Genomic DNA, 25,436 nt, shown 5'->3' with positions numbered 1-25,436 from the left:
AGAGCCAACACCACTTTTCGCCGAACGCCGAGGTCAGGCGGGTGCGTAGCGCAGCATTGTCACGGCATGCTCGGGGTGGTCGCAGAACACCGGGCGCACCCGCATACCGATCCGCAGATCCTCCGGCCTGGCCTCGACCATTTCGGTGGAGAATCGCGGCCCCTCATCCCATTCCACGATCGCCAGTATTTGCGGGACGGCGTCGGCGAAGTGGGGTCCGACGGGCCGCCGCGCGACGGTGAACGTGTACAACGTGCCCATGCCCGAGATCTCGCGCCACTCCAGATCGGAGGCCAGGGTTCGCGGGGCGAGCACGCGCGGGTAGAACACGTAGGCCTGCGACGACGGCGAGTACTGGACGACGATGCGGTGTTCGCTCAACGCATCCCAAAACGGCGTACTGGTCGGGGTTTTCACCGGCATGGGCCGGGTGAGTCCGGTCATCGTCAGTCGCCTTCCAGGATGAGGGTGGTCTGCTCGGACAGGATGCCGCCGTTGCCGGAGACGAACGCGCGATCGCATGCGGTGACCTGCGCGGCGCCGGCGCGGCCCATGATCTGGCGCGCCGCGTCGCACACGTGGTGCATACCGCCGGCGAGTCCGGCCTGCCCGAAACCCAGTTGCCCGCCCGCGGTGTTGAGCGGGAAGTCGCCGCGGAACGTGAGGTCGTGGTCGGACACGAACGCCATGCCCTTGCCCTTCTCACAGAAGCCGGCGTCCTCCAGGCTCAGCAGCACCGTGATCGTGTAGCAGTCGTAGATCGACACCATGTCCATCTGGTCCCGCGTCAGCCCGGTCATCCCGAACGCGGTGTCGGCGGCCTTCCGGATCGGCGTATCCAGCAGGTTCTCGGCGTAGGTCGGCGTCTTGAACGGCACGTGCTCGCCAAAACCCTTGACCCACACCGGCCGGTGCCTGGCCTTGGCGGCCACGTCGGCGTTCGCGACCACCACGGCAGCCCCGCCCACGCACGGCATGACGATCTCCAGCATGTGCAGCGGGTCGGCGATCACCGGGCTGGCCAATACGTCCTCGATGGTCAACGGCTTGTCTTTCCAGATCGCACCGTCAGTGTGGTTGGCGTTGACCCGTTGATCCACCACGATCTTAGCCATCGCTCGTTCGTCGTAGCCGTACTCGTAGGCGTAGCGCTGCGCCACCTGGCCGTACGGCCCGTTCTGCCCGAGGTTGCCGTAGGGAATCTCGAATTCGGCCTGTGGCGAACCGAATTGGTTGCTGGACGAGCCGAAGAACACGGCGTCCGACAGCGTTTTGGGTTTGAGTTCGGAGGTGGGCGTGAGGTAGCGGGCAGGCAGCGCGCACAGCACAACATCGCAGATGCCGAGCTCGACGGCGGCCGCCGCGCGCCACACCATGCCTGCGGCACTGGCTCCGCCGAGGTCCAGCAACTCGGCGAAATTCGCTCGCACACCCAGGTATTCGGCGACTGTCGACGGAACGAAGATCTCCGACTCGCCCAGGTGGGATGTGACGATGCCGTCGACGAGTTCGGCCGACAAACCGGCGTCGTCGAGCGCCGCGGCCGCCAACAGTGCCCATTGTTCGAGCGTGAACGGCGCAGGCGTGGCAGTGCTCAACCGCTCGGGCGGCAACTCGACGTAGCCGACGATCGCGGCCTCACCCTTCAATCCCATACCGGCTCCTTTATTTGCGGGGCAATCCCAGAATCATCTGGGCGATGATGTTGAGCTGAATTTCGGTGGTCCCACCGCCGATCAGTTCGGCGGGCAGGTCCAGATACGGCGCGACGACGGGCGGATCACTCTCGGCTTCCAGGGCGAGCGGGCCGGACAGTCCCAGCGTGAGTGTTGCTGCGCGCCGCAGCATCACGTTGGTCGCAACTTTCGCGATGCTCGACGCAGGCCCGGGCGGCCGGCCGTCGAGCAGTCGCAGCGTCTCGCGAAGGCCGAGCGCCTTGAGGGCATTCGTGTAGGCGTCGATCTCACCGATCGCATGCAGCAACGGGTCGCGGTCGGTACTCACGGACGCGAGCCGGCGCAGGGCACCGACGCGGTCGATGTGCACGTAGCCGCTGATGGCCACCCGCTCCTGCGCCATGGTGCTGATCGCCAATTGCCATCCCGACGTCGGCTCGCCCAGCAGCATGTCGTCGGGGATGAACACGTCGGTCAGGAACACCTCGTTGAAATCGGCCCGCCCGCTCGCTTGCGTGATCTGCTGGAATCGGACTCCCGGCGAACGCATGTCGAGGATGAAGTAGCCGATCCCGCGGTGCTTCGGCGCCTGTGGATCGGTGCGGGCCAGCAGCGCCCCGAAGTCGGCGCGGTGCGCCACCGAGGTCCAGATCTTGTGGCCGTTGATGAGCCAACCACCATCGACCCGGGTCGCGCGAGTGGTCAGCGACGCGAGGTCCGAACCCGCTCCGGGCTCGCTGAACAGCTGGCACCACGCCAGCTCACCGCGCAGCGTCGCAGGCACGAAACGCTCGCGGAGTTCGTCGGTTCCGGCGGCGACGATGCTCGGCAGGATCCATTCCGCGATGCCGATCGACGGCCGCTGCAGCGCGCGCTTGCCGAACTCCTCGTCCACGATGAGCTGCTGGCGCACGGTGGCGTCACATCCCCACGGCGCAGGCCAGGGTGGCGCGATGAGCCCGGCTTTCGCCAGCAGATCGCGGCGCGGCCCGGTCGCGAATTCGGGACGGTCGCCCTGGCGGCCGGCACCGTCGTCGGTCACGGTGAGCGCGGTGTCGAGCACCTCGGCGACCCGCACGCGGAATTCCGCATCGCCATCCCCGAGTTCGACGGTCATGTCCCGCGTCGCGGTTTCCGACAGTTCGCCGAGTTCACGGGTCCACCGCGGCAGCGGACCGATCGCGGCCGCCAGGCTTGTGGCCCGCCGCCAGTAGAGATGCAGATCGTGTTCCCAGGTGAAGCCGATCGCCCCGAACATCGTGAGTGCTTCGAGCACCAGGCCGGGTGCCGGTGCCACCGCCATCACGGCAGCCGACGCGACGGCGAGCCGACGCTGGTCGGGCGTACCGGCCAAGGCGTGCACCGCATCCCAGGCCGCTGCCGTCGCCAGTTCGCTGTTGACCAACAACATCGCGGCCTTGTGCTGCAGCGCCTGGAAGGTACCGATCGGTTTGCCGAACTGCTCACGCGTGCGCAGGTGTTCGGTGACGACGCGCACGCACCACTGGCTGATTCCGGCCGACGCGCATGCGCTCAGGGCCGCGGCGATACCGGCGATCCGATGCTCGTCCAGATTCGGCAGAAGCGCGTTGCCCGGCACCGGATGGTCCTGCAACCGCAGCACGCCCAGGTCGGTGGTCAGATCGGTGCCCCGGCGCGTCTCGATGTCGGCCGCTGCCGGATCGATCACGAACCACACCAGGCGGTCCGGGGTGCGGGCCGGCAGGATCACCCGCTGCGCCGCGCCCAGTCCGAGTGTCGGGCCCGACGAACCGGTGACGCGCCAGCCGTCGCCGTCGGCGCGCGCGGTGAAATCCGAATGCTCCCGCAGGACGACAGCCGCCGGGCGCCCGGCCGCCAAATCAGTGAGAACGGTTGTGGTCGACTCGGTTTCGCCCGCAGTGCACACCACCGCACCGGCGATCGCGGTACTCAGCAGCGGCCCGGGCAGCAGCGCCGATGCCGCCGCTTGCAGCACACAGGCCAGATCGGTGAGCTCGCCGCCTCCGCCGCCGACCTTCTCCGGCAGGTGTACGGCGTGAAAACCGTTGGCCACCAGCTCCGGCCACCACGACGGCAGGATTCCGTGCGCCAGATCGTCGAAACCGGCCCTGGTGGCCGCGATCGGTGCGTGCCGCGCGGCGAATGCGCACACCGCCTCGGCGAGTTGCTCCTGTTCGGGCGTGATCGCGATGCTCATGCGCGGCGCCGGGAGGTGAAGAACTTCGCGGCATCGGCGATGGCCTGCGGCGTCGGGCCCGGTTGCCAACCGAGTTCGCGTACGGCCTTGCCGTGGTCCATCGGCGACATCACATGCATGAGCCGTACGGTCAGCGGGCTCAACCGGCTGTCGCGTCCGGTCAGGCTCGTGACACGGTCGGCGACCGCACCGGCCGCCGCCAGCAGGCGGATTGGCACGCCGCGCTTCGGCGGCTCGACACCGACGGCGGCACAGGCAATTTCGTAGATCTCCTGAGCGGTCATGAAGCGTTCGGAGACGATGTATCGCTCGCCCGGGCGGCCCCGTTCGCCGGCCAGGATCAGCGCCTCGGCCGCGTCGTTGACACCGACCGTCTCGGCTGCCGCGCCTTTGACGTAGAACGGCAGCTTGCCACGCACCGCGGCCGCGACGAGCCCGCCATGCGGGGTCGGCAGCCAGTCGCCGGCGCCGTAGGTATTCGAGACGCACATCGCGACTGCGGGTAGCCTCTTTTCTTGCGCGTATCGCAGCACCATCTGTTCGGCGAGCACGCGGGTGTGCACGTAGTCGCCGCCGATGTCGAGCCAGTTGTTGGGTAGTTCCTCGGTGGCGCAGCCGGATTCGGCCAGTCCGATGGTCGCGATCGAGCTCGTGAAGACGAACTTGCGGAGATTCGCGTCGGCGGCGATGTCTAGAACGTTCTGCAGCCCTTCGACATTCGTGCGCCACATGGGTACCGGATCGCGCAGCCAGGGCCGCGCGTCGACGACGCAGTAGTACACCACGTCACAACCGTCCATCGCGGCACGCAGCGACTCGGCGTCGAAGATGTCGCCGTAGCGCCGCTGCACATCGAGATCGTCGATGCCCCGGGTCGAGCTCGTGGTGCGGATCAGGACGCGCACCTTCTCGCCGCGTTCGACCAGCCTGCGGGTGACGTGTGAACCGAGGAACCCGCTGGCCCCGATGACGAGTTTCTCAGCAGTCATAGGCCCTTGCGTTCGTTTCACGACATACACGAGACGGTGCGTCTCGTCTTGTGGGAGATTACGGCGTGTAGCTTTTCCTGTAAAGAGCGACGAGGATCTGCCGATGACGACCGAAACCGCCCCACGGCGGCGCAGCGAGAAGTCCCGGGTGGCCATCATCGAGGCCACCCGGGAGTTGTTGCTGGAACGCGGCTTTGACGGCCTGAGCATCGAAGCCGTCGCCGCGAAGGCCGGGGTCGGCAAGCAGACGATCTATCGCTGGTGGCCGAGCCGGCCCGCCCTGGTCGCCGACGTGCTGCTCGAGGATGCCGACAAGATCCTCGCGACGATGCCCGCCACCGACGACGTCACCGCCGACCTGGTGTCATGGGCTGGGACGCTGGCGTCGGCGCTGACCACCAAGCGCGGGTACGCCATGCTGCGCACGCTCACCGCGGCCTCGCTCGAACACGAAGACACCGCGGCCCGGTTGCGCGCCGGGTTCAGCAGGCCGCTGCTCGACTCCGTCCGCAACCGGTTGCTTGCCGAGAACATCGCGGCCGACACCGCCCATGCGGCGGCTGACGCCCTGCTCGGCGCGGTCGTCTACGCGATCCTGTCCGAGGGCCGCAGCTATGAGCGGCAACGTGCCGAGACCACGGCCCGCACGATCGTGGCGAGCCTGCGCGGTTAGGCCGGAGGTACGGCGCCCGTTGCACGCACGACCATCGGCACGGCCGGGAAGCACGAGGCCATCTCCGAACGCGACTTACGCAGCGCCGCAGTGCCATAGCCCCGCTTGCGGAAATCCGGGTGAATCCAGATCCGCACGTTGACCTCGCCGCCGACGAGTTCGCCGAACACCATCCCGACCTTCTCGGAACCTTCGAGCGCCACGAACCACGCGGCCTCCTCGGCGTTCACGCGGCCGAGCGCGGCGCGGATCTCGTCGTCGAGTTCGGCTGCCGGAGCGCCGGATCCGTCACCGGACGCGCCCACGTCGGCGGTGCGGGCCGCGAAGATGTCGCGGTCGGTCTCGGGAGAGAACGCCCGCAACTCCAGCGTCTCCCCGGAACTCGCCGGGCGTTCCTGGGTGGTGAAGCTCAGCTGACTGTTCAGATCATCGAGTTCCGCGGCGATCTGGCGCCGGGAATCCTTGGTGATCTGCGCGAAAGACAATCCGATGACGGCCTCGGCGGCGGCGTGCGACGTACCGAGCAATCCGGCGACAGCATCGACGGCGGTAGCACGATCCTCGGCCTCGACGATCACATCGAGCAGTTCGTGCCGCCGGTTGAGGGCATTCAGCAGTGCGTCGGTGATTTCCCGCCGCGCCGCGGCTTTGTCGTGATCGGTCATGACGACGAGCGTAGAGCAGTAGCGAACACGGCGCCCGCGGCTTAGGCTAGCCTAAGTTCCATGGCGAAGGTGGAACCAGCGCTCGGTGAAGTGCAGGAGACGCTGCTCATTCCGCTCTACGGCCGGGCCAGGGACGCCGCCGCGCGCCATCCCGTGCTGCACGACCGTCGCGCCGTCGAACTCGTGGATCGAATCGACTACGACTTCACGAAGTTCGGCGGCCCGTCGTTGTCGGGTTCGGTACTGCGGTCGGCGATCTTCGACGGCTGGGTCAGGCAGTACCTCGACGAACACCCGGACGGGACCGTCGTCGAGATCGGCACCGGCCTCAACACGCGGTTCGACCGCCTCGACAACGGCCGCGTGCGCTGGTTCGACCTCGACCTGCCCGACACGATCGCGATGCGCAGGCAGTTCTTCACCGACCGTGACCGCTGCACGATGCTCGAGGGTTCGGTGCTCGACACCGATTGGTTCGACGCCGTCGCACCGAACGCCGGCACGGCTGCGCCCCTACTGTTCGTGATCGAAGCCGTGCTGGTGTACTTCACCGAGGAGCAGGCCCGCACCGTTGTCATGCAACTGGCCGAGTGCTTCCCCGGTTCGCTTCTGGCCTTCGACACCGGCGGCGCCACGATGATGCGCAATCAAGAGCGCAACGGTTCGATGAAGGCCGTGACCGCGCGGATGCAGTGGGTGTGCGAGGACCCGCGCCGGCTGGAGGCATGGGGAGTGAAGCTGCTCGACAGCCGTACCTTTGCCACGCCGCAGCCGGAGGTGGGGAGAGGCTGGCCGGCGCGCTACCGCTACGGTCTTCGCGCGCTGGCCCGCCTCGCGCCCGGTGTCGTCAACAGCTACAAGCTCAACCTGTTCCGGCTCGGCGGCTAACCTCCCTCCAGCAGCGCCTGACCCAGGTACTGCCCGGACGAGTCGACACCCGGCAGCATCACGAACACCGCCGAGCCGATCGCGGTGGTCCACTGGTTGAGCGCGTCGAACGCGGCGAGCCGCCGCTGCACCGGCAGGAACTGTGCGTCGATGTCGCGTTGATACGTCACGAAGATCAGCCCGGTGTTGGAGGTATGGCCGGATTCGGGCGGATCGTCGTAGTTGTAGGGCCGGCGCAGGAACCGTTCCCGGCTGTCTCGGTGGTGTGCCAGCGCGATGTGGGAATTCTCGGGTATCACCGGAATACCATTGCGTTGCATCGTGAAATCCGGCTCGTCCATCTCACGTTGCCCGGTCAACGGCGCACCGGTGTCCAGCGTGCGGCCGACGGTGAGTTCCTTGCTCTGCCGGTCCAGTTCATCCCACGTGTCGAGCTGCATCTCGATGCGCCGGATGACCATGAGCGTTCCACCGCCCAGCGCCGGCTGGTCGTCGCCCAACCACACCAGATCGTCGAAGTCGTCAGGACTCAGCGTGGCCGTGCCGTCCACCTGCCCCATCAGGTTGCGCATCGACGTGCCCTGCTGGTCGGCTCCGCGGGCGCTGCGAAATCCCGTCTGCCGCCAGCGTTGTACGGACATCGACCGGACGTTCTTCGACAAGACCCGGGTAGCGTGTGCCACCACGACAGGATCGTCGGCACAGATCTGCAGCACCAGATCACCGCCCGACCAACGTTCGTCGAGGCGGTCGGTGTCGAACACCGGAAGCTCCCGGGCCGAGGGCGGCCGGGGCAGGCCGAGCCGATCGAGCAGGCCGCCACCGAGACCCACGGTGATCGTGAGACGTGCTGGGCGCAGGGCCAATTCGGGTTCGGTGTCGGCGAGTGCGGGCACACCGCGGGTGAGCCGTGCCGCGTCGGCAGTCCACAGCCGCAGGATCGCGGCGACGGTGTCCCGCTCGCCGCGGCCCGTATCGGGCTTGACGTCGAACGCGATGAACACCGCGTGGGACTGCGGAGCGGTGGCTATCCCGGCCTGGTGAGGGCCGTGGAACGGCTCGGCCTCACCACCGAACCCGACCGTGGCGGATTGCGCGGCACCGCATTCGGTGAGAACAGCACCCGCGGCCAACACGGCGGCACCCCCGGTGAGGAGGCGCCGCCGGTTGACCGTCAGCCAGGACGGATCAGCCATGGGCATGGGGATCGGCGGGCTGATAGTTCTCGTCGCCGCCGGAGGCGTCGCGCACCTGGGCGGTGATCGGTAGCGACGAGCCGTCGTCGAACACCACCGTCATCTCGACGTCGGCCCCGGGCTGCAGCGGTGCCGTCAGATCCATCAGCATCAGATGGTCACCACCCGGGATCAGCTCGTGCGTGCCGCCGGCGGGAATGGTGAAGCCGCCTTCCTTGGGCCGCATGGTCTTCGTCCCGCCCGAATCGGGCACAACCTCGTGCATCTCGACCGTCTTGGCGGCCGGTGAGGTCGCCGAGACGATCCGCGCGTCATGATGACCGCTGTTCGCGAGGGTGCCGAAAACCGCCGTCATTCCCGAGTCCGCGGCGCTGGCCCATTGATCGGTGATCGTGACCGTCGCCGCCATCTTCTCGTCCTCGTGGCCTTGTGTGCATCCCGCTGCCACGAACGTGACGGCACCGAGAACCGCTATCGCCCTACGCATTGCGCTTCCTCACTGCAAGCCCCGCGACCACCGCGTCTGCGACCAAGAACGCCACCAGACTCAGGCCGAACAACGGCAGACACCAGCCGATCACCGCGGCCACGACGACGACCGCGGCGATGCCGAGCGGTGGGAGTCGTCGGAGTACGCCGCGCAGTGGTGGCCTGCCGACCGCCCAGTCCGACCCTCGGGTCGGACGGCGCTGCCACCACATGCGGTAGCCGCGCACGATGACCGTGATGAGCCCGATCATGGTCAGCGCCAACACGATCTGGTTGGCCAGGCCGAACAGCAGACCCATGTGGGCCTCGATCGTCCATTCGGTGAGCTTGGCGAGCAACGGCCATTCCGAGAAGTCGACCCGGTCGCTGATCGCGCCCGTGGCCGGGTCGACGGCTATCGAGTCGTAGCGGGTCGGCCAGTCACGTTTGCGTTCATCGACCTTCCACGCTTCGCCCGATTCCGCGGGCGGGTACAGCCACATCGGCCCCTGCAGTCCAGCCGATTCGGCGGTGCGCAACACGGTGTCCACACCGTGCAGGTTGGTTTCGCCTGCGCTGCCGTGACCGTGATGCCCTGTCGCCGTTGCGGTTCCGCCCGCCAGCGCGGTGTCGACGCTCGGCGCGGTCGTGTCGAACCGCGCCTGGATACTGTTGACCGTTTCCCCCGCATAGCGCGACCACGTGATGCCCGAAACCGACAGCGCGAGCAGCACCACGATCGTCCACACGCCGACCGCGCCATGCCACGACAGCGTGCGGCGGCGCCCGGTCGCCGACCGGTCGGGTGCGACGAGGTTGCGCAGCTTGTTGTCGCGGCGCTGCATGATCCACAGCGCGAGGCCGGCGAGTGCGATCACCCACATCCAGCTCGCGGCGAGTTCGCTGTAGTTGCGGCCGACCGCGCCGAGGTGCAGGTTGCGGTGCAGCTCATCGAACCAGGCGCGCAGCGGCATCCACTGGCCGTACGTGGTGAGCGCGCCGCGCACTTCACCGGTGTACGGGTCGACGAACACCGTGCGCGAATAGTCCGGTGGAACGTCCTCGACGGTCAGGCGCACCTGCGTCGTCTCGTCGGGTTCGACCGGTGGGCGGATGCTCTCGACGGAGCCTTCCGGGTGGGCGGCACGGGCCGCGTCGAGTTGATCCGCCAGCGGCAGACGGTGGTCGCCGACATGGTCGACGGTCAACTCGTGGCGGTAGACCATGTTGTCGATCTGCGGAATGAGGGCGTACAGCAAGCCGGTGACGGCGGCGATCAGGATGAACGGGCCGACGAACACGCCCGCATAGAAGTGGAGCCGGACCAGCAGCGGGCGGATGGTCCGGGGTTTGACGGGTGGGGGTTCGGTGCGTAGTTGATCGTCAGGGGTCGTGGTCATGGAAATGCCTTCGCTCAAGGAGGATGTGCGCAGACGCGCAACGGGTAACAGCCCGCCGGGGACGACGGGCTCACATGAAGCGATCGCGGGTGCTAGACGCCCGCGGGGCACACCACAGGGGGTGCCCGCATTCCCAAACCAGCGCGCAGCAGAACAGGGCGCGCCACCACGGTGTCCGACGGCCACCAGACCGCGTGGCCGGCGGGGCGGACGCGGCCGAGGATGAAGACCCGTAGCCAGCACAGGACCGATGCGCAGACGACGTAGAGGTATTCGACCGCGCCGATCAACAGTCCGAGGCCGACCGCGGCCGCGACGTGCAAGCCCAGCATCGGCGCGGACAACGACGATGTCGCGTGATGGTGACCGCCGGTCAAGCTCAGCGCGAGGTGGCCGAGCGTCTGGCCGGCGCCGAGCCCCGCGATCAGCAACGCTGTCCGGCCCACGCGGGTCTCGGGGGTGAATCCGCCAACCACGGCGCCGAGCGTCGCGCACAACATGACCAATACGACCAGCGGACTGCTGGACGGCGCGGCGCCGCCCGCGGCGGTATGTGCGACCGCGGCCGTCAACGCCGAGCAGGCACCCACCAACCCTCCGCGCATGCGCGCGGCATGGTTGACAGGTGTGCTCACCTGCGGGACTTTACCGCCCTGCCGCGTCGGCGATTGCGACGAGCGCGTCGGCGACCTCGGCGGCCGACCTCGTGGTGTCCAGTTCATGTGTGGCGGACGCCCGCAGCAGCGGCTCGATCTCGTCGATATCGCCGGTGATCCTCGCCACGTCGGCCGCGGTTTTGCCGAAGTCATTGCCGGTACGCGTGCGCAATCGGTGAAAGATGACGTCGCGCGGTGCGCTGAGCAGGACGACGGCGGCGAACTGCGGGTAGAAGTCCACCTGATTGGCCACCGTTCCGAGGACGAACAGCGGACCGGTTCGCGGTCGGCCGAGCAGCGCCTCGATGTCCGGCTCACGCCACAACGGCTCGTCGTCGACCACATGGATCCAGTCGCCGTAATCAGTGTCGACCGTCTCGTACCCACGCCGCGCCAGTTCGGCCAGGACGGTCGACTTACCCACCCCCGACATTCCGGTGATCAGAATCGCGGTCACGCGCGCAGTCTCTCACCCGGGTGGTGTCGTGCCTCCTGCCTAATGTTGATCCTCGTGTACGACCAGTACGAGTTGATCGCCACCGAGTACGCCGCAACCTTCACCGACGAATTCGACGTCAGGCCGTTCGACCGTCGTTTGATGGAGTCATTCGCCGACCTCGTCCGGCTATCCGGCGGCTCCGATGCTCTGGACGTGGGCTGCGGGCCGGGTCAAGCAACCGCCGAGCTCGCCCGCTGCGGGCTGAACGCCGTGGGCATCGACGGCTCGCCGGCCATGGTTTCGATTGCCCGGCAACGCTATCCGCAGGCTCGATACCAGGTTGCCGACATGTTCGACCTGCCATACCCGCCGGCGAGCTTCGCCGCGGTGTGTGCGTGGTATTCGATCATCCATACCTCAACCGAGCGCCTCCCCTCCTTGTTCGCCGAATTCGGCCGCGTCCTCACCGATCCGGGTTGGCTGTTGCTTGGCTTCCAAACCGACGCTCCCCCTTCGGTTTACGCTGAGGCGTTCGGCCATCGGGTCGACATGACGTTCTTGCGGCACGACACCTCGACGGTGTGCGACGCCCTGCACACTGCCGGGTTCACCGTGTACGCGACAGCCAGACGTGAACGCCAAGAGCGTCTCAACGAGCTCACCGCTCAAGCCTTCGTGATCGCCCACCGGACGGTGGATCAGGCTGGTCCGCAACCGAGAAGTCCACGTATCGAACACTAGTTCGAACCACCGACAAGTCGGCGCTGCCGCGGCCGCCGTACCCTGGCGATGTGGTTGACCTCCATCCCGGCATAGCCGTCCTGGCTCCCTTGCTGGGCACGTGGGCCGGCCCCGGCGCCGGTGAGTATCCGACGATCGAACCGTTCGAGTACCTCGAGGAGATCACGTTCGGCCACGTCGGCAAGCCTTTTCTCACCTACAGCCAGCGCACGAGGGCCCGCGATGACGGCCGCCCACTACATGCGGAAACGGGCTATGTCCGTGTCCCGGAGCCGGACCGGCTGGAATGGGTCCTCGCTCATCCGACGGGCATCACCGAGATCCAGGAAGGCACACTGACAACCGATGGAGACCGCATCTCGATGGATCTGACCGCGACCACCATCGGCCTGACCGAGTCCGCCAAGAAGGTGACCGCGCTGGCCCGGTCTGTCCGCGTCGAAGGTGACGAACTGACCTACACCGTCCGGATGGGTGCCGTCGGGCAACCGCTGCAGCATCACCTGGCCGCGACCCTGACGAGGAAACCGCAATGAACATCGATGGCAAGATCTCGGTACCCACCGACCTGGATGCCGTCACCGACATCGGCGACGAAGACCACTCCGACATCGATGCCGCGGCAATCGAGCGCATCTGGCAGTCCGTGCAGCACTGGTACCGCGCCGGCATGCATCCCGCGATCCAGGTGTGCCTGCGGCGCAACGGGAAGGTGGTGCTCAACCGCGCGATCGGCCATGGCTGGGGTAACGGCCCGGATGATCCCCAGGACGCCGAAAAGATCCCGGTCACAACGGAAACCCCGTTCTGTGTGTATTCCGCGGCCAAGGCGATCAGCTCGACCGTCGTGCACATGCTGGTCGAACGCGGACACTTCTCGCTCGACGATCGGGTGTGCGACTACCTGCCGAACTACACGAGCCATGGCAAGGACCGCACCACGATCCGCCACGTGATGACCCACAGCGCGGGCGTGCCGATCCACACCGGTCCGCGTCCCGATGTCACGAGGGTCAATGACAGCGAGTACACGCGCGAACAACTCGCGACGCTCAAGCCCCTGTATCGGCCCGGCCTGGTGCACATCTATCACGGGCTGACGTGGGGACCGCTGATCCGTGAGATCGTCTCGGCGGCCACCGGTCGCAATATCCGCGACATCCTGGCCGAGGAGATCCTCGATCCGCTCAAGTTCCGGTGGACGAATTACGGCGTTCTGCCGGAAGAGGTTCCACTGGTCGCACCCAGCCACGTCACCGGTAAGCCATTGCCCGCACCCATCGCGGCGGCCTTCCGCGCCGCGGTCGGTGGCACGCCCGACCGCATCATCCCGCTCAGCAACACACCGCTGTTTCTCACCAGCATCGTGCCGTCGTCAAGCACGGTCTCGACGGCCGACGAGCTGTCCCGCTTCGCCGAGATCCTGCGCCGCGGCGGCGAACTGGACGGCGTGCGCATCATGAGCCCCGAGACCCTGCGTGCCGCGACGGCACCGTGCCGGCGGATGCGTCCCGATGTCGCGACCGGTCTCAAGCCGATGCGGTGGAGCACCGGTTACATGTTGGGCGGCAAGCGATTCGGTCCTTTCGGCCGTAACACCCCTTCGGCGTTCGGCCACACCGGGCTCGTCGACATCGCGGTGTGGGCCGATCCCGCACGCAAGTTGTCGGCTGCCGTCGTCAGCAGTGGCAAGCCGGGCGGACAGCGCGATGCCAAGCGTTATCCCGCTGTCCTCGACCGCATCGCGGCCGAGATCCCGCAGGGTTGAGTCAGCGCAGCTTCTCGCCGTAGACGCGCTCGACCGCCAGGGCCATCAAGACCCTGCGGTCGGACACCATCACCGACCGGTATTCGTCCCAGTCGGGATGCTCGCCTGCCGCGTTGCGGTAGTAATCCACGAGCGCCTGCACCTCGGGCCCGTGCGGATCGGTGCCCGGCCCGGTCAGCGTCACGGCCCCCTCTGCGGTCGCCCACGCCCAGCCGTCTGCGCTCGTGACCTCGAGCGCGGCCCGCGGGTCGCGACGCAGGTTCACGGTCTTGGCCCGGCCTTCGGTCATCGACACATAGATGACGTCGGCATTTCGGTCGTAGAAGGGTGTCACCGGGGACAGTTGCGGGACGCCGTTGGATTTAATAGTGGCGAGTACCCCGAGTCGGGCCTCGGCGAGCAGGGAGCGTGGATCGAATGAGGTGACGGTCACATCCACCGCAACCGCCGATCGCCCGGTCGCTATTCCAGTAGGAGCACGATGCCCGACGAACCGATCCGCGACGATCTCGCCGAAGTGCTGCGGCGCCGGGCACTGACGCAGGACGACGCCCGGCCCGACGCGGTGGCGCGACGCCACGCTGCCAAGGGCAGGACGGCCCGCGAGAACATCGCCGACCTCATCGACCCCGAGTCGTTCGTCGAGTACGGGCGATTCGCGATCGCCGCGCAACGCCGGCGTCGCGACGAAACCGATCTCATCGAACGAACCCCCGCCGACGGCCTCGTCGCGGGCACCGCGCGCATCGGCGGCCACGCGTGCGCTGTGCTGTCGTACGACTACACCGTTCTCGCCGGAACACAAGGTGCGCTTGGCCATCGGAAGAAGGACCGGCTGTTCGAGATCATCGAGCGGCTCCGGCTGCCCACGGTGTTCTTCGCCGAGGGCGGCGGCGGTCGGCCCGGGGACACCGACTACCCGACCGTGTCGTCGTTGGAGGTGCGGGCGTTCAAACTGTGGGCGGCGCTGTCGGGTGTGGTGCCGCGCATCGCGGTCGTCAAGGGCCGCTGCTTCGCCGGCAACGCGGTGATCGCTGGGGCGGCAGACCTGATCGTCGCAACCGCGGACACCTCGATCGGGATGGGCGGCCCGGCGATGATCGCCGGTGGTGGTCTCGGCGATATCGCCCCCGACGACGTCGGGCCCATCTCGGTGCAGGCGCCCAACGGCGTCGTCGACGTCGTGGTCCCCGACGAGGCCGCGGCCGTCGCGGCCACCAGGAAGCTCCTGGGTTACTTCCACGGGCCGAGTGAACCGGGGCTCGCTGCCGACCAAACAGCCTTGCGCACAATGGTTCCGGAACGAGCCCGCCGTGCCTACCACGTCGGGCCGATCATCGAGACGCTCGCCGACCAGGACACGGTGACCTACCTGCGCGAGAAGTTCGCGCCCGAGATGGTGACAGCGCTCGCGCGCATCGACGGCCGCCCGGTCGGCGTCATCGCCAACAACACCAGGGTCATGGCCGGTGCCATCACGGCTGCGGCCTCGGACAAGGCCGCGCGGTTCCTGCAGTTGTGTGAGGCGTTCGGGCTGCCGGTGGTCTCGCTTGTCGACTGCCCTGGGTACATGGTCGGCCCGGCTGCCGAGGCCGAGGCCTTGGTGCGCCGCGGCTCGCGGTTGCTGGTGGCCGGCGCGGCGTTGAGTGTGCCGCTGGTCGCGGTGATCCTGCGGCGGGGGTACGGCCTTGGCGCACAAGCGATGTGCGGCGGAAGCCTGCACGAACCGCTGCTCACGGTCGCATGGCCGGGAGCGCACCTGGGTCCGATGGGTCTCGAGGGCGCCGTCCGGCTCGGGATGCGCAAGGAACTTGAGGCGATCGAGGACGCCGACGCCCGCGAGGAAGCCGTGCGAGCCGCGACTGCGGCCGCCGAAATGCACGCCAGGGCGCTGAACTCGGCGTCGATGTTCGAAATCGACGATGTCATCGATCCGGCCGAGACGCGGTCGCTGATCGCCGCCACCCTGACTGCGGCCGCCGAACACGAACGACCGCCTACGGCCCGCCGGTTCGTCGACACCTGGTGATCACAGCTCCAGATACATGATGTGCAGGCCTACCGGTCCGTGCGTGCGGGACCGGTAGGCGCGGGGAACGGTGCCGATGATCCGGAATCCGAGGTTCTGCCACAGCGCCACCGCCCGCACGTTCGTCTCGACGACGGCGTTGAATTGGATTGCCGAATAACCGTTTTCGCGGTGCCAGTCGATGACCCACTGTCCCATGGCGCGCCCGACACCACGGGCGGGCGACGCCGGGTCCACCATGAAGCTCGCGGTGCCGACGTGATCACCACGGCCGGGTTTGTTGGGGCCCATCCTTGCGGTGCCGACGACGACGCCGTCAACCACCGCGACGATGGTGTGCCCCGGTGGCGCCGCGAGCCAGGCCTCGCGGATCTGCGCATCGGTCATGTCGTCGGGGTAGGTGTAGCTTTCGCCGTCGGCCACGATGGCACGGAAGAACGGCGCGATCGCGGCGATGTCGGCTGCTTCGGCGGCGCGGATTTCCACGCTCCGACCTTACGACGGGCATTGACTACGCTCTGTAGTAGACGTAGCGTCCGAGACATGAGGCGATGGAGTTTCGCCCAGTGGGGCCTACTGCTGATCTCGCTGTTTCACGTGGTCCAAGCGATCATCGGATTCATCGTCGAGCCGAGCTTCGCGACCGGGCCCGACGCACCGACCGCCCAGATCCTCGGCATGGACTACAACGGCTGGCACGCTGTCGCGGGGCTCGCGCTGTTCGGCCCCGGCCTGGTGCTGTGCTGGCGTAGATCATGGGCGGTTCTCTACCTGTTGCTGGCCGCGGTGGCCGGCGCATTGCCCGGAATCTGGGCGTTCTTCTCCAACCAGGTCGCCTACATATTTGCCTTCCCGAACAACGTCACCGACGCGGTCGTCCATCTGGTTACCGCCGCGGTGATGCTGGCGATCGCCGCCGTGCAGATCCGGCGGGACGGCGGCTTGCGAAACTCGCTCGCCGAGCTAAGACGCGAAGGCTGACTTCCCACGGTTAGCTGGGGCCGTCGTCCGATAACAATTCGGTCACCATGCAGATCACGATCAATTAAGAGCGGCCCGCGAAACCTGAGAGTTTTCAAGATCTCAATTCGAATACAGGGCGGATTGAGGCGTAATTCACGCCCGCCGGCCGTAACACTTCTCCGCAGGTAGTTGCTGCGAGAGCCAGGTGCGTTTTGCTCCACCCAGAGACGGTTACTTTCGACTCGGGCGGGGAAATCAGCGACCACAATCGCGACCCAAAGGAAAATGATCATGAAATTCACTGGTATCACTGCGCGCCGCGGAATCGCCGGTGCCTGCGCCTCCGGTCTGCTCGGGGGCGTCGCCGCAGCAATGATCGCCGCACCGGCGGCGAATGCGGCACCGGACTGCAGCGCCAGCGGGCTGGCTAACACAGTCAGCTCAGCCACCGGCGCGGCGCGCGCTTACCTGGACACCCACCCGGGTGCCAATCAGGCGGTCACCACCGCGATGACCCAGCCGCGTCCGCAGGCCGCAGCGACGCTGCGTGGTTACTTCACCGCCAACCCGGCGGAGTACTACGACCTGCGGGGCATCCTGGCTCCGATCGGTGATGCACAGCGTGCGTGCAACGTGACCGCGCTGTCACCCGAACTGTCATCGGCCTATGACGAGTTCATGGCCGGCTGACCCCATGAGGATCGGCCCGCCGCCTTCGGGCGGCGGGCCTTTCTGACTTCGATCTCCCAACTCAGAGTCGTACCCTCGAAGCATGGGACGAAAGAACGTCGAGACCTTGCAGTGTTCTGTCGCCCGAAGCCTCGCCGTCCTCGGTGAACGATGGACGATCCTCATCCTTCGCGAGGCACTGCTGGGCACGACGAGATTCGCGGACTTCCAGTCCCGCCTCGGCATCGGCGCCGACATGCTCAGCGACCGGCTCGCGACGCTCGTCGACTACGGCGTGATGACTAAAACGTCCTATCAAGAGCCTGGTCAACGCGCCAGGCCCGAGTACCGGCTCACCCCGGCCGGGCGTGAGCTCCACGTCCTCGTCGGCGCCCTGCAACAGTGGGGCGACCGCCACCTGCCCCGCCCCGAGGGCCCCACCGTCGAGCTGAAAGCCCGGCGCACCGACCGGCCGGTCCACGTCGCGTTCATCGACGACCTCGGCTACGAGGTACCCGGTGACGATGTCGCGGCGATGCTCACCGGCAACTGAGGGAACAGATCCCTCCACCGCACGGTTCTAACTCCACATAACCAAGTCAGCCTCACAAGGAGTCACCGTGCAGATTCAGGGATCCGTCGCGTTCGTCACCGGAGCCAACCGCGGCCTCGGCCGCCATCTGGCCCAACAACTCGTAGCCCGCGGCGCCAAGGTGTACGCCGCTGCGCGCAACCCAGAAACCATCACGCTCGACGGTGTCATCCCGGTTCGCATCGACATCACCGATCCCGCCACGATTGCCGCGGCGTCGGAAATCGCGCGCGACACAACCCTTTTGGTGAACAATGCGGGAACCGCCAGCTACAACGGACTCCTCGAAGGCCCGCTCGACGACATCCGTGCCCAGATGGAATCCCACTACTTCGGCACGTTGGCCGTGACGCGCGCATTCGCGCCACACCTCATCGCCAACGCGCCCGGCGCCGTGCTCAACGTCGCCTCGGTGCTGTCCTGGATCCACCCGGCCGGCATCGGCGCGTACTCGGCGGCCAAGGCCGCTCTGTGGGCCCAAACCGATGCTGTGCGTGAGGAATTGGCCCCGAAGAACGTCGCGGTGACCGCACTGCACGTCGGTTACATGGACACGGACATGACCGCAGGCGTCGACGCCCCGAAGGCCGAGCCGGCACAGGTCGCGGCCGCCGCTCTCGACGGCGTGGAAGCCGGCCTGGTCGAGGTGCTCGGCGACGACCTGACCCGCCAAGTGAAGGCCGGCCTGAGCGCCGACCGCGGGGCCGTCAGTGTCTAGACCGGCGGCAGAATCGTCTGGTGGTCACCCGAGATTTCGTCGGGCCCATTCCTCGGCCGTCGTCGTAGCGATCCCGTGAGACGCGTTGTAGGACTGCGCTTTCGGCCAGGCCACGCCGTTCGACCGGGCAAACACCGCACGGTACTTGCGCATCGTGTCCTCCGGATCGCGGCGCAGTTGATCGGCCAGGTACTCGGTGGTCCACTCCACACGGGTGACCGTGGTTCCCCGGACCCGGTCGACGATGTCGGCGAGTTCGCGGTAACTGATCGTGTCGCCGGCAAGGTAGACGACCGTGTCTCGGATCCGGGGTTGGGCGAAGACGATGTCGGCGGTGAGCACACCGATGTCTTCCGGCGTCGTGAGAGTGACTTCGTTGTCCCAGCTTCCGAGGGCATGCACGGTGTTGGCGGCAAGATCGACGACACCGAAGGCGGGTTCGAACAGGAAGCTGGTGAACATGCCGGTGGAAACGATGACCCATTCCGTGGTGTGCTGGTCACGTAGCAGATCGCGGACGTCGAGTTGCTCGTCGAACAGCGGTTGGGCGCTGCCCCGCCCGATCTCGTCGTAGTCGACGCCGAACTGCCACGGGAAGTAACGCGGCACGCCAGCGGTGAGTGCGGCACGCGCGAGTTTGAGCTGGGTGCCCGAACCAGCCGCGAAGCCGATGCAGCTGATGACGGTGTCGTAGCCGCCCATGATGGCCGCGAGTTCGGCGGCCGAAGCGGTCGCGACATCGGCGTGCTCGATCGCGATGCCCATGGCGGTCAGCTCCTTGCTGCGGCTATCCCGTTGTCCGCCGGTGTCGGGTGCTGGTGGCCGCAACAGCACGCTGATCGTCGCGGCGCCGGGGTGCTCGCCGACATGGCGGGTGAGCGCGGCGAGCACACTCGCGCCGAGTTCTCCGGTGCCGATGACGAGGATCGCGGGGCCGGCTGTGGTGGGTGGCATCGTGAGTTCGGTCCTATGCTGCTGGTTCGGGTCAGGGAGGACTCAGTGCGCACTGCGTCCCCTGCGATCAACCGACAGCTGTGCCGCGATCATTCCGCCGCCGTACCGGCTACAGGTGAGCCGTGAAGCCCACGGCGAAGCTCAGGCTCAATGCCCGTGCGGATCTGCGGCATTGAGCGTGGCGACCACCTGGTCGTAGTCACCACGGGCCTCGCCGTAGCGCAGGAACTTCACCCGCTCGACCTGAATCTCCTTGGCGTCCGGTTGGCTTTCCAGCAGACCGACGACCTCGGTCACGAAATCCTCCAGCGGCATCGCGAAGCTGCTCTCGCGTTGGCCGGGGATCAGATCGGTGGCGACGGACGGCGGGATCAGCTCGACGAACTTGACGTTGGTGTCCGAAAGCTGCAGGCGCACTGATTCGGTGAGCATGTGGACGGCGGCCTTGGACGCGTTGTAGCTCGGCGTCGCTTTCAACGGGGCGAACCCCAACCCGGACGACACCGTGACGAACGTCGCGTCTTCCTGCGCCTGCAGATGCTCGACGAAGGCGGCGATGAGGCGAATGGGGCCAAGCACATTGGTGATGACGACGGACTCCGCCGATCGCAGGAACGAGTCCGGCTTGTGCCAGTTCTCGACGGCCATGATGCCTGCCATGGCGATCACGACGTTGAGGTCGGGATGCTTGTCGAGCACGGCCGCGGCCGCACTCTCGATGCTCGCGGGGTCGGCGACATCGATCTGCACCGTATCGAGTTCCGGATGCTCGGAGGCGATCTGGTCGAGAAGCTCGGTACGCCTGCCGCCGACGATGACGGTGTTGCCCTTCGCCTGCAGCGCGAGGGCGAGTTCCAGACCAATACCACTCGTCGAACCCGGAATGAAGATGGTGTTGCCTGAGATCTTCATGTGCTTGCCTTTCTGTTCTCGATGGGTATTTTCAGCTGCTCGCGTCGTGGCCGCGCTGCCGCTGGCAAGACTCTTTGCTACCGGCTAGCGGTAATCAGTAGGTCGGCTAAGCCGACGCGGTGCAGCATCTCGGCGCGGAGCCGGTCGAGTACCGCGAATCCGACGTCGGCGCCGTCACCGGCCGGATCGATGTGAACGCGGAACGGCCGCTTGCCGAACGGCGCCGCGACCACGTCGACGATTGCACGAGCCACCTCCGACACGTCGGCGTCGGCCGGCACGATCGAGTTGAACGCCGCTGTCACCTGCGGGCCGAAATCCCGGTACGGCCCGCTCTGGTAGTCGTCGACGACTTGTTGGTCGGCCGGCGTACCCGCATGGGCGAAGTGGTTGGTACCAGAGGTGAATGCGCCAGGGACGATGATCGAGGTCTCGATACCCCACCGGCTGACCTCGCGCGCATACGACACGGCGAGCGAGTCCATCGCGGCTTTGACGGCGAAGTACGGGGCGAGGTAGGGCGGCGTTCCGCCTGCCGAACTGCTGCTGGACACCCACACCAGCAATCCCCGCCCTTGGCGCCGCAGCTGTGGCAGTGCGGCTCGGTTCACCCGCTGCGTCCCGATGACGTTGATGTCGAACAGGTTCGCGTACTGGTCGGGTGTGAAGGCCTCGGCCGGACCGAACACCATGTGCCCGGCATTGTGCACCACCACGTCGAGGCGCCCGGCCTCGGCGACCACCCGTGCCACCGCGTCTGCCGCCGATTGGTCGGACTGTACGTCGAGTTCCAGCGGCCGCAGGTCCATGGCTTCGCGTCGTGACATCGCAGCGATCTCGGCCGCTTGCGCGGCGTTACGTCCGGCGGTGTCTCGCATCGACGCGTAGACAGTGTGGCCTGCCCTGGCCAGCGCTTCGGCGGTGAGTCGGCCGAAGCCGCTGGAGGCACCGGTGATCAGGATGACGTCGCGGCTCATGGTCACCAGAGTTCCAGCACCAGTCCCATAAGTCATATGCATCCTTACTATGACGTGTATGCACATGGCGCATATTGATCGGATCGACCTCAATCTGATCCCGCCGCTTGTCGCGCTCATCGAAGAGAGGCAGGTGTCCCGCGCCGCCGAGCGCGTGGGCCTGAGCCAGCCGGCGATGAGTCGGGCCCTGCAGCGGCTGCGCCGCCTCCTCGACGATCCTCTGCTGATTCGCGACTCGACCGGCTACCGGTTGTCCGCCCGTGCCGAGTCGATCCAGGCCCAACTGAACATCGTGCTACCGCAGCTCGAAACCATCTTCGCGCCAGCAGATTTCGATCCGCGAGCATCGACACGGCCGGTTCAGTTGGCCGCCACCGACTACGGGGTGCAGACCTTCGGGCCGGCGATCTGCGGGGAGCTGCTTCGCCAGTCACCGCATACGCCGGTGCGCTTCCACAGTTGGACCCCCGACGGGGTCGCGGACCAGATCCGCAACTCGGCCATCGATTTGGGCCTCTACGGTGGTTTCGCCACCGCTGACCTCCACTCGGAAGAACTGCTCGTCGAACGCTTCGTGTGTGTCGTCGCGGCCGATCACCCGCTGGCTGACACCGGAAGCATCGCGCTGCCGGAGTACTGCCGTGCCCGCCACGTCATCGTCGACGTGCACGACGGTCTGCAACCCGACATCGACCTGCCGCTGGCCGAACTCGGCATGCCCCGACGGCCCGCGGTCACCGTGGCCTACCACGCGGTCGCCACGCAACTGCTGCCCGGCACCGATCTGATCGCCACCCTGCCGAGCCAGGCCGTCGCTACACCCATGGCAGCCGACCAGCTCCGGATCTTGAGCGCCCCGGACGAGATCGCGACGTTGCCCTACCGAATGGTCTGGCATCCCGCGCTCGACAACGACCGCCGCCATCAATGGATCCGCGACGTCGTGCGATCGGCGGTTCGGCAACGCGTGGCGTGAACGGGTCTGGCAGAACCGTCGCCACGCGCTGTTGATCAGGGGGTAGCCGGCAATCCGCAACGTTGACGGAAGTCGGCCGAGGGCTGCCGGATGCGCTGAAGGTCGTCGCGAACCGTCGGATTGGCGTTGAAGTAGTTGTCCACCTGCGCCTTGATCTGGTCCTTGGGCTGACCTTTGAGGCTGGTGAAGAAATCGTTCACGTCGGGGTGCGCGATGAGGTAATTCGACGTCTCGAACGTGACGCCGGACATCACTCGGGCGAGTTCGGCTGCCGTACATGGCGGCGGGACCGGCGGCGGTTCGGCTCCCGCCACGGCGGCCGAGCCGAACAGCATCGCACCGGCCAAAGCCCCGGTGCCGATCGCCACCTTGACTGTGCGGCGTTGGGAACGCATTGAGGATGTCATGTTGGCTCCTTTGTCGAGTATCGAGAGTGTGTGAAAAGCGTTGGCGCGATTGGTCAACGAGGCCGGCCGGGCCGGCCGATATCGATGCCGCCTCCCCCGCCGGGATCCCAGCCGATGTCGAGATCCCATTCCGTGCCGCAATACCAGTCATATTCGCATGGGTACGGAACCACCGGAGTCGCGGCCCGCGGCACTCCGTCGGCACCGCGGACTTCGCCCTGCGCGCATACCGTGGACCCGCCGCTGTATGTGCAGTCGGCCATGGCCGGTGGCGCTGCGAGAAGGATTGCAAGTGGACTGGCCGCCGTCACCAAACCCACCAATAGATAGCGCTGAGTTGATCGCACGGGCGTCTCCCTCTGTGCATTCAAATGGGGCTTGTCGCTCCCTGTCCGGAGCATAGGCCCGAATTCCACGCTCAATGCGCGAAATACAGTTTCACTCGATCGGAAATCAAGTATTTGCAAAAGGAGCAAAGACGTCGCCGCTGAGCCCCGACAACTTTCCACGGTGTTCATTGCGAAGTGGTCGGTGCAGGTGACGTCACCGGTGTACCGTCCGCTTCCAACAGGTCGAATTTGGAGGCGCCATGCCCAACGGCAATCACGACTGGACGAAACCGGCAGCCTTGGCGATTCCGAAAGAAGGGTATTTCGAACTCGAACGCGGGCGATACGGACCCGTCTATCCCCGGACTCCGGCTTGTTACGGATTTTCCATCATCGCGAAGGTGAAAGAAGGCCGCGAAGAGGCGGTTCGCGCATACGGGAAACAGATCGAGGAGGCAATTGCCGACAGCCCGGATGTGCTGGCACCGCTACGCCTGCACTACCTGCGGTGGGTGTTGTTCGACGTCGGCTCCGGCCTGCATTTCCAGTACCAAGGCATATTCGACACCGATTTCGACAAGTACACCGAGGACGCGGTGCAGTTGTTCAGCGCCACCGGTATCACGACCGTGTTCACCAACCTCGAAGGCTTTCCCGAGGATTGGCGGGAGAACCCGGAGGCATTCGTCAAGTTCGTACGTGAGCACCAGTGCCCGAGCTTCCTCGAGTACGGCGAGTATCCCTACGTCACCGCCGACGAGATAAAGAAAGCACTGCGACTCAAGGCTGCGTTCTCGCACATGCTCGATCAGATGCAATGAGTCGGTCCCGATGCTCGATCTCAATGACATTCAACACATCCTGCTGACCCGCACGCCGGCCATCACCGGGCGCTACGAGTTTCTGTCATTCGACACGCCCGCAGGCGGCCGGGCCTGGCTGGCCGAGTTGCTCGACAAAGTTCAGTCGGCGGCGGATGTCCAGGCCACCATGGACACCTCCGATCGCTGGGTTACGTTGGCGTTCACCTGGAACGGACTGCGGGCGCTCGGCGTACCCGACGAGTCCCTTGCGACGTTTCCGGACGAGTTCCGCGAGGGCATGCCGGCTCGCGCCGACATCCTCGGCGATACCGGGACCAACGCGCCCGAACACTGGGTCGGCGGCCTGGCCGGCTCAGACCTCCACGCGATTGCAATCCTGTTCTCGCGCACCGACGAACAATCCCGACGCTCCATCGCCGAACACGACAAACTGCTGGCGCGGACCGACGGAGTCCGTAGTCTGTCGTTTCTCGACCTCAACGCGACGCCACCATTCAACTACGCCCACGACCACTTCGGGTTCCGAGATCGGTTGTCACAACCCGTGATGAAGGGGTCGGGCGAAGAACCGACGCCGGGCTCCGGCCCGGCCTTGGAGCCGGGTGAGTTCATTCTCGGCTATCCGGACGAGGACGGTCCGGTCGCCAACCTGCCGCAGCCAGAGGTGTTGTCCCGCAACGGTAGCTACCTGGCGTACCGAAGACTGCAGGAGCATGTCGGGGCATTCCGCGACTACCTGCGGGAGAATGCCGACACTCCGGACAAGCAGGAACTGCTGGCCGCCAAGTTCATGGGCCGATGGCGCAGCGGCGCGCCGCTCGTACTGGCGCCGGACAAAGACGACCCTGAGTTGGGCGCAGATCCGATGCGCAACAACGACTACAACTACAAGGAGATGGACCCGTTCGGCTACGCATGCCCGCTGGGGTCGCATGCCCGCCGCCTCAATCCGCGCGACACCGCCCACTACATGAACCGCCGTCGGATGATCCGACGCGGTGCCACCTACGGCCCCGCACTGCCGGACGACGCACCCGACGACGGCGTCGACCGTGGCATCGCCGCATTCATCATCTGCGCCAACCTGATTCGCCAGTTCGAGTTCGCGCAGAACGTCTGGATCAACGACAAGACCTTCCACGAACTCGGCAATGAACACGACCCGATCTGCGGCACTCAGGACGGCACACTCGATTTCACCGTTCCGAAACGCCCGATCCGCAAAGTACACAAGGGAATCCCGGCTTTCACGACGTTGCGGGGCGGGGCGTACTTCTTCCTGCCCGGCATCAACGGCCTGCGCTACCTCGCTGCGCTCGACAGCTAG

Annotated in this window: 30 protein-coding genes; 13 read left to right on the top strand and 17 right to left on the bottom strand. The window is 66.6% G+C overall.

What is annotated here, in order from left to right; genetic code table 11:
- Positions 1-33: 33 nt before the first annotated feature.
- The 4 genes from ACOI2T_RS00820 to ACOI2T_RS00805 are packed head-to-tail and all read right to left on the bottom strand — an operon-like array spanning position 34 to position 4,865.
- On the bottom strand, positions 34-444 hold the full coding sequence (locus ACOI2T_RS00820; protein ID WP_409504093.1) for a Zn-ribbon domain-containing OB-fold protein: 411 nt from the start codon (positions 442-444) through the stop codon (positions 34-36).
- Between the two features lie 2 nt (positions 445-446).
- Positions 447-1,655, bottom strand: coding sequence for a thiolase family protein (locus ACOI2T_RS00815; RefSeq protein WP_409504092.1), 1,209 nt, complete (start codon positions 1,653-1,655; stop codon positions 447-449).
- Positions 1,656-1,665: 10 nt separating this feature from the next.
- Positions 1,666-3,876: an acyl-CoA dehydrogenase family protein gene (locus tag ACOI2T_RS00810; RefSeq protein ID WP_409504091.1), complete on the bottom strand. Its 2,211-nt coding sequence runs from the start codon at positions 3,874-3,876 to the stop codon at positions 1,666-1,668.
- On the bottom strand, positions 3,873-4,865 hold the full coding sequence (locus ACOI2T_RS00805; protein ID WP_409504090.1) for an NAD-dependent epimerase/dehydratase family protein: 993 nt from the start codon (positions 4,863-4,865) through the stop codon (positions 3,873-3,875). Before ACOI2T_RS00805 ends, ACOI2T_RS00810 begins: the two co-directional genes overlap by 4 nt.
- 103 nt (positions 4,866-4,968) lie before the next feature.
- Between ACOI2T_RS00805 and ACOI2T_RS00800 the strand changes: the two genes are divergently transcribed.
- Positions 4,969-5,538, top strand: a complete 570-nt coding sequence (locus ACOI2T_RS00800) for a TetR/AcrR family transcriptional regulator (RefSeq protein ID WP_409504089.1) — start codon at positions 4,969-4,971, stop codon at positions 5,536-5,538.
- Here the strand turns inward: ACOI2T_RS00800 and ACOI2T_RS00795 are convergent.
- The gene (locus ACOI2T_RS00795) at positions 5,535-6,203 is read right to left on the bottom strand and encodes a GNAT family N-acetyltransferase (RefSeq protein ID WP_409504088.1); all 669 of its coding nucleotides are present in this window, start codon (positions 6,201-6,203) and stop codon (positions 5,535-5,537) included. The two genes, ACOI2T_RS00800 and ACOI2T_RS00795, sit on opposite strands and share 4 nt — an antisense overlap.
- A 60-nt stretch (positions 6,204-6,263) precedes the next feature.
- Between ACOI2T_RS00795 and ACOI2T_RS00790 the strand changes: the two genes are divergently transcribed.
- On the top strand, positions 6,264-7,091 hold the full coding sequence (locus ACOI2T_RS00790; RefSeq protein WP_409504087.1) for a class I SAM-dependent methyltransferase: 828 nt from the start codon (positions 6,264-6,266) through the stop codon (positions 7,089-7,091).
- Here the strand turns inward: ACOI2T_RS00790 and ACOI2T_RS00785 are convergent.
- From ACOI2T_RS00785 to ACOI2T_RS00765, 5 genes are all read right to left on the bottom strand, one after another.
- Entirely contained in the window at positions 7,088-8,287 is a 1,200-nt protein-coding gene (locus ACOI2T_RS00785; protein WP_409504086.1) for a Dyp-type peroxidase, read from the bottom strand. The two genes, ACOI2T_RS00790 and ACOI2T_RS00785, sit on opposite strands and share 4 nt — an antisense overlap.
- Positions 8,280-8,774, bottom strand: coding sequence for a copper chaperone PCu(A)C (locus tag ACOI2T_RS00780; protein ID WP_409504085.1), 495 nt, complete (start codon positions 8,772-8,774; stop codon positions 8,280-8,282). Before ACOI2T_RS00780 ends, ACOI2T_RS00785 begins: the two co-directional genes overlap by 8 nt.
- Positions 8,767-10,155, bottom strand: a complete 1,389-nt coding sequence (locus ACOI2T_RS00775) for a PepSY-associated TM helix domain-containing protein (RefSeq protein ID WP_409504084.1) — start codon at positions 10,153-10,155, stop codon at positions 8,767-8,769. Before ACOI2T_RS00775 ends, ACOI2T_RS00780 begins: the two co-directional genes overlap by 8 nt.
- 92 nt (positions 10,156-10,247) lie before the next feature.
- Positions 10,248-10,790: a hypothetical protein gene (locus ACOI2T_RS00770; RefSeq protein ID WP_409504083.1), complete on the bottom strand. Its 543-nt coding sequence runs from the start codon at positions 10,788-10,790 to the stop codon at positions 10,248-10,250.
- 10 nt (positions 10,791-10,800) lie between these two features.
- Complete coding sequence (locus ACOI2T_RS00765; protein WP_421877490.1) at positions 10,801-11,244, bottom strand: hypothetical protein; 444 nt, start codon at positions 11,242-11,244, stop codon at positions 10,801-10,803.
- 78 nt (positions 11,245-11,322) lie between these two features.
- On the opposite strand from ACOI2T_RS00765, the gene ACOI2T_RS00760 reads away from it, so the two are divergent.
- From ACOI2T_RS00760 to lipE, 3 genes are read left to right on the top strand one after another with little or no spacing between them, the layout of a single operon-like run.
- Positions 11,323-11,991 (top strand): class I SAM-dependent methyltransferase, encoded by a 669-nt coding sequence (locus tag ACOI2T_RS00760; protein WP_409504082.1) that lies wholly within the window; start codon positions 11,323-11,325, stop codon positions 11,989-11,991.
- A 50-nt stretch (positions 11,992-12,041) separates the two neighbouring features.
- The gene (locus tag ACOI2T_RS00755) at positions 12,042-12,527 is read left to right on the top strand and encodes a peroxynitrite isomerase (RefSeq protein ID WP_085144683.1); all 486 of its coding nucleotides are present in this window, start codon (positions 12,042-12,044) and stop codon (positions 12,525-12,527) included.
- The gene (gene lipE / locus ACOI2T_RS00750; RefSeq protein WP_198538954.1) at positions 12,524-13,759 is read left to right on the top strand and encodes a lipase LipE; all 1,236 of its coding nucleotides are present in this window, start codon (positions 12,524-12,526) and stop codon (positions 13,757-13,759) included. The genes ACOI2T_RS00755 and lipE overlap by 4 nt, the downstream gene beginning before the upstream one ends.
- Before the next feature lies 1 nt (position 13,760).
- Here the strand turns inward: lipE and ACOI2T_RS00745 are convergent, their stop codons facing one another.
- Positions 13,761-14,192 carry a PPOX class F420-dependent oxidoreductase gene (locus ACOI2T_RS00745; protein WP_067853936.1) on the bottom strand — a complete coding sequence of 144 codons (432 nt, stop codon included), beginning with the start codon at positions 14,190-14,192 and terminating at the stop codon, positions 13,761-13,763.
- Between the two features lie 48 nt (positions 14,193-14,240).
- On the opposite strand from ACOI2T_RS00745, the gene ACOI2T_RS00740 reads away from it, so the two are divergent.
- Positions 14,241-15,788, top strand: coding sequence for an acyl-CoA carboxylase subunit beta (locus ACOI2T_RS00740; RefSeq protein WP_409504081.1), 1,548 nt, complete (start codon positions 14,241-14,243; stop codon positions 15,786-15,788).
- Here ACOI2T_RS00740 and ACOI2T_RS00735 read toward each other — a convergent pair whose 3' ends face one another.
- Entirely contained in the window at positions 15,789-16,274 is a 486-nt protein-coding gene (locus ACOI2T_RS00735; protein ID WP_409504080.1) for a GNAT family N-acetyltransferase, read from the bottom strand. It lies immediately after the preceding gene.
- Between the two features lie 57 nt (positions 16,275-16,331).
- Between ACOI2T_RS00735 and ACOI2T_RS00730 the strand changes: the two genes are divergently transcribed.
- From ACOI2T_RS00730 to ACOI2T_RS00715, 4 genes are all read left to right on the top strand, one after another.
- A complete protein-coding gene (locus tag ACOI2T_RS00730) occupies positions 16,332-16,769 on the top strand; it encodes a DUF4383 domain-containing protein (protein WP_409504079.1) in 438 nt (145 codons plus the stop codon).
- 273 nt (positions 16,770-17,042) lie between these two features.
- Positions 17,043-17,441: a heme-binding protein gene (locus ACOI2T_RS00725; RefSeq protein ID WP_067853933.1), complete on the top strand. Its 399-nt coding sequence runs from the start codon at positions 17,043-17,045 to the stop codon at positions 17,439-17,441.
- Between the two features lie 82 nt (positions 17,442-17,523).
- A complete protein-coding gene (locus ACOI2T_RS00720) occupies positions 17,524-17,973 on the top strand; it encodes a winged helix-turn-helix transcriptional regulator (RefSeq protein ID WP_409504078.1) in 450 nt (149 codons plus the stop codon).
- A 67-nt stretch (positions 17,974-18,040) separates the two neighbouring features.
- Positions 18,041-18,730, top strand: coding sequence for an SDR family oxidoreductase (locus tag ACOI2T_RS00715; RefSeq protein WP_409504077.1), 690 nt, complete (start codon positions 18,041-18,043; stop codon positions 18,728-18,730).
- Between the two features lie 24 nt (positions 18,731-18,754).
- Here ACOI2T_RS00715 and ACOI2T_RS00710 read toward each other — a convergent pair whose 3' ends face one another.
- The 3 genes from ACOI2T_RS00710 to ACOI2T_RS00700 all read right to left on the bottom strand — a co-directional run bounded on the left by ACOI2T_RS00710 (position 18,755) and on the right by ACOI2T_RS00700 (position 21,609).
- A complete protein-coding gene (locus ACOI2T_RS00710) occupies positions 18,755-19,684 on the bottom strand; it encodes an aromatic alcohol reductase (protein WP_409504076.1) in 930 nt (309 codons plus the stop codon).
- Positions 19,685-19,831: 147 nt separating this feature from the next.
- Complete coding sequence (locus tag ACOI2T_RS00705; protein ID WP_421875576.1) at positions 19,832-20,596, bottom strand: SDR family oxidoreductase; 765 nt, start codon at positions 20,594-20,596, stop codon at positions 19,832-19,834.
- A 77-nt stretch (positions 20,597-20,673) separates the two neighbouring features.
- A complete protein-coding gene (locus ACOI2T_RS00700) occupies positions 20,674-21,609 on the bottom strand; it encodes an SDR family oxidoreductase (RefSeq protein ID WP_409504074.1) in 936 nt (311 codons plus the stop codon).
- 28 nt (positions 21,610-21,637) lie between these two features.
- Between ACOI2T_RS00700 and ACOI2T_RS00695 the strand changes: the two genes are divergently transcribed.
- Complete coding sequence (locus ACOI2T_RS00695; protein ID WP_409504073.1) at positions 21,638-22,549, top strand: LysR substrate-binding domain-containing protein; 912 nt, start codon at positions 21,638-21,640, stop codon at positions 22,547-22,549.
- 35 nt (positions 22,550-22,584) lie between these two features.
- Here ACOI2T_RS00695 and ACOI2T_RS00690 read toward each other — a convergent pair whose 3' ends face one another.
- Entirely contained in the window at positions 22,585-22,956 is a 372-nt protein-coding gene (locus ACOI2T_RS00690; protein ID WP_409504072.1) for a heme-binding protein, read from the bottom strand.
- Between the two features lie 53 nt (positions 22,957-23,009).
- Positions 23,010-23,303 carry a hypothetical protein gene (locus tag ACOI2T_RS00685; RefSeq protein WP_084356844.1) on the bottom strand — a complete coding sequence of 98 codons (294 nt, stop codon included), beginning with the start codon at positions 23,301-23,303 and terminating at the stop codon, positions 23,010-23,012.
- A 242-nt stretch (positions 23,304-23,545) separates the two neighbouring features.
- Between ACOI2T_RS00685 and ACOI2T_RS00680 the strand changes: the two genes are divergently transcribed.
- Together ACOI2T_RS00680 and ACOI2T_RS00675 are read left to right on the top strand one after the other, a co-directional pair.
- Positions 23,546-24,106, top strand: a complete 561-nt coding sequence (locus ACOI2T_RS00680; RefSeq protein ID WP_409504071.1) for a hypothetical protein — start codon at positions 23,546-23,548, stop codon at positions 24,104-24,106.
- A gap of 10 nt (positions 24,107-24,116) precedes the next feature.
- Positions 24,117-25,436: a Dyp-type peroxidase gene (locus ACOI2T_RS00675; RefSeq protein WP_409504070.1), complete on the top strand. Its 1,320-nt coding sequence runs from the start codon at positions 24,117-24,119 to the stop codon at positions 25,434-25,436.

The sequence above is a fragment of the Mycolicibacterium wolinskyi str. Jessa 2025 genome, from assembly GCF_049241375.1.
In the GTDB taxonomy this organism is placed as follows: Bacteria; Actinomycetota; Actinomycetes; order Mycobacteriales; family Mycobacteriaceae; genus Mycobacterium; species Mycobacterium wolinskyi.
The sequence above is the reverse complement of the archived record's forward strand: the minus strand, read 5'-3'. Positions and strand labels throughout refer to the sequence as shown.

What these genes read in the sequence shown, in the direction of transcription:
- ACOI2T_RS00820 (WP_409504093.1), bottom strand. Translation starts at nt 444, where the DNA reads ATGACCGGACTCACCCGGCCCATGCCGGTGAAAACCCCGACCAGTACG.
- ACOI2T_RS00815 (WP_409504092.1), bottom strand. Translation starts at nt 1,655, where the DNA reads ATGGGATTGAAGGGTGAGGCCGCGATCGTCGGCTACGTCGAGTTGCCG.
- ACOI2T_RS00810 (WP_409504091.1), bottom strand. Translation starts at nt 3,876, where the DNA reads ATGAGCATCGCGATCACGCCCGAACAGGAGCAACTCGCCGAGGCGGTG.
- ACOI2T_RS00805 (WP_409504090.1), bottom strand. Translation starts at nt 4,865, where the DNA reads ATGACTGCTGAGAAACTCGTCATCGGGGCCAGCGGGTTCCTCGGTTCA.
- ACOI2T_RS00800 (WP_409504089.1), top strand. Translation starts at nt 4,969, where the DNA reads ATGACGACCGAAACCGCCCCACGGCGGCGCAGCGAGAAGTCCCGGGTG.
- ACOI2T_RS00795 (WP_409504088.1), bottom strand. Translation starts at nt 6,203, where the DNA reads ATGACCGATCACGACAAAGCCGCGGCGCGGCGGGAAATCACCGACGCA.
- ACOI2T_RS00790 (WP_409504087.1), top strand. Translation starts at nt 6,264, where the DNA reads ATGGCGAAGGTGGAACCAGCGCTCGGTGAAGTGCAGGAGACGCTGCTC.
- ACOI2T_RS00785 (WP_409504086.1), bottom strand. Translation starts at nt 8,287, where the DNA reads ATGGCTGATCCGTCCTGGCTGACGGTCAACCGGCGGCGCCTCCTCACC.
- ACOI2T_RS00780 (WP_409504085.1), bottom strand. Translation starts at nt 8,774, where the DNA reads ATGCGTAGGGCGATAGCGGTTCTCGGTGCCGTCACGTTCGTGGCAGCG.
- ACOI2T_RS00775 (WP_409504084.1), bottom strand. Translation starts at nt 10,155, where the DNA reads ATGACCACGACCCCTGACGATCAACTACGCACCGAACCCCCACCCGTC.
- ACOI2T_RS00765 (WP_421877490.1), bottom strand. Translation starts at nt 11,244, where the DNA reads ATGTCGGGGGTGGGTAAGTCGACCGTCCTGGCCGAACTGGCGCGGCGT.
- lipE (WP_198538954.1), top strand. Translation starts at nt 12,524, where the DNA reads ATGAACATCGATGGCAAGATCTCGGTACCCACCGACCTGGATGCCGTC.
- ACOI2T_RS00740 (WP_409504081.1), top strand. Translation starts at nt 14,241, where the DNA reads ATGCCCGACGAACCGATCCGCGACGATCTCGCCGAAGTGCTGCGGCGC.
- ACOI2T_RS00730 (WP_409504079.1), top strand. Translation starts at nt 16,332, where the DNA reads ATGAGGCGATGGAGTTTCGCCCAGTGGGGCCTACTGCTGATCTCGCTG.
- ACOI2T_RS00725 (WP_067853933.1), top strand. Translation starts at nt 17,043, where the DNA reads ATGAAATTCACTGGTATCACTGCGCGCCGCGGAATCGCCGGTGCCTGC.
- ACOI2T_RS00720 (WP_409504078.1), top strand. Translation starts at nt 17,524, where the DNA reads ATGGGACGAAAGAACGTCGAGACCTTGCAGTGTTCTGTCGCCCGAAGC.
- ACOI2T_RS00710 (WP_409504076.1), bottom strand. Translation starts at nt 19,684, where the DNA reads ATGCCACCCACCACAGCCGGCCCCGCGATCCTCGTCATCGGCACCGGA.
- ACOI2T_RS00705 (WP_421875576.1), bottom strand. Translation starts at nt 20,596, where the DNA reads ATGAAGATCTCAGGCAACACCATCTTCATTCCGGGTTCGACGAGTGGT.
- ACOI2T_RS00700 (WP_409504074.1), bottom strand. Translation starts at nt 21,609, where the DNA reads ATGACTTATGGGACTGGTGCTGGAACTCTGGTGACCATGAGCCGCGAC.
- ACOI2T_RS00695 (WP_409504073.1), top strand. Translation starts at nt 21,638, where the DNA reads ATGGCGCATATTGATCGGATCGACCTCAATCTGATCCCGCCGCTTGTC.
- ACOI2T_RS00690 (WP_409504072.1), bottom strand. Translation starts at nt 22,956, where the DNA reads ATGACATCCTCAATGCGTTCCCAACGCCGCACAGTCAAGGTGGCGATC.
- ACOI2T_RS00680 (WP_409504071.1), top strand. Translation starts at nt 23,546, where the DNA reads ATGCCCAACGGCAATCACGACTGGACGAAACCGGCAGCCTTGGCGATT.
- ACOI2T_RS00675 (WP_409504070.1), top strand. Translation starts at nt 24,117, where the DNA reads ATGCTCGATCTCAATGACATTCAACACATCCTGCTGACCCGCACGCCG.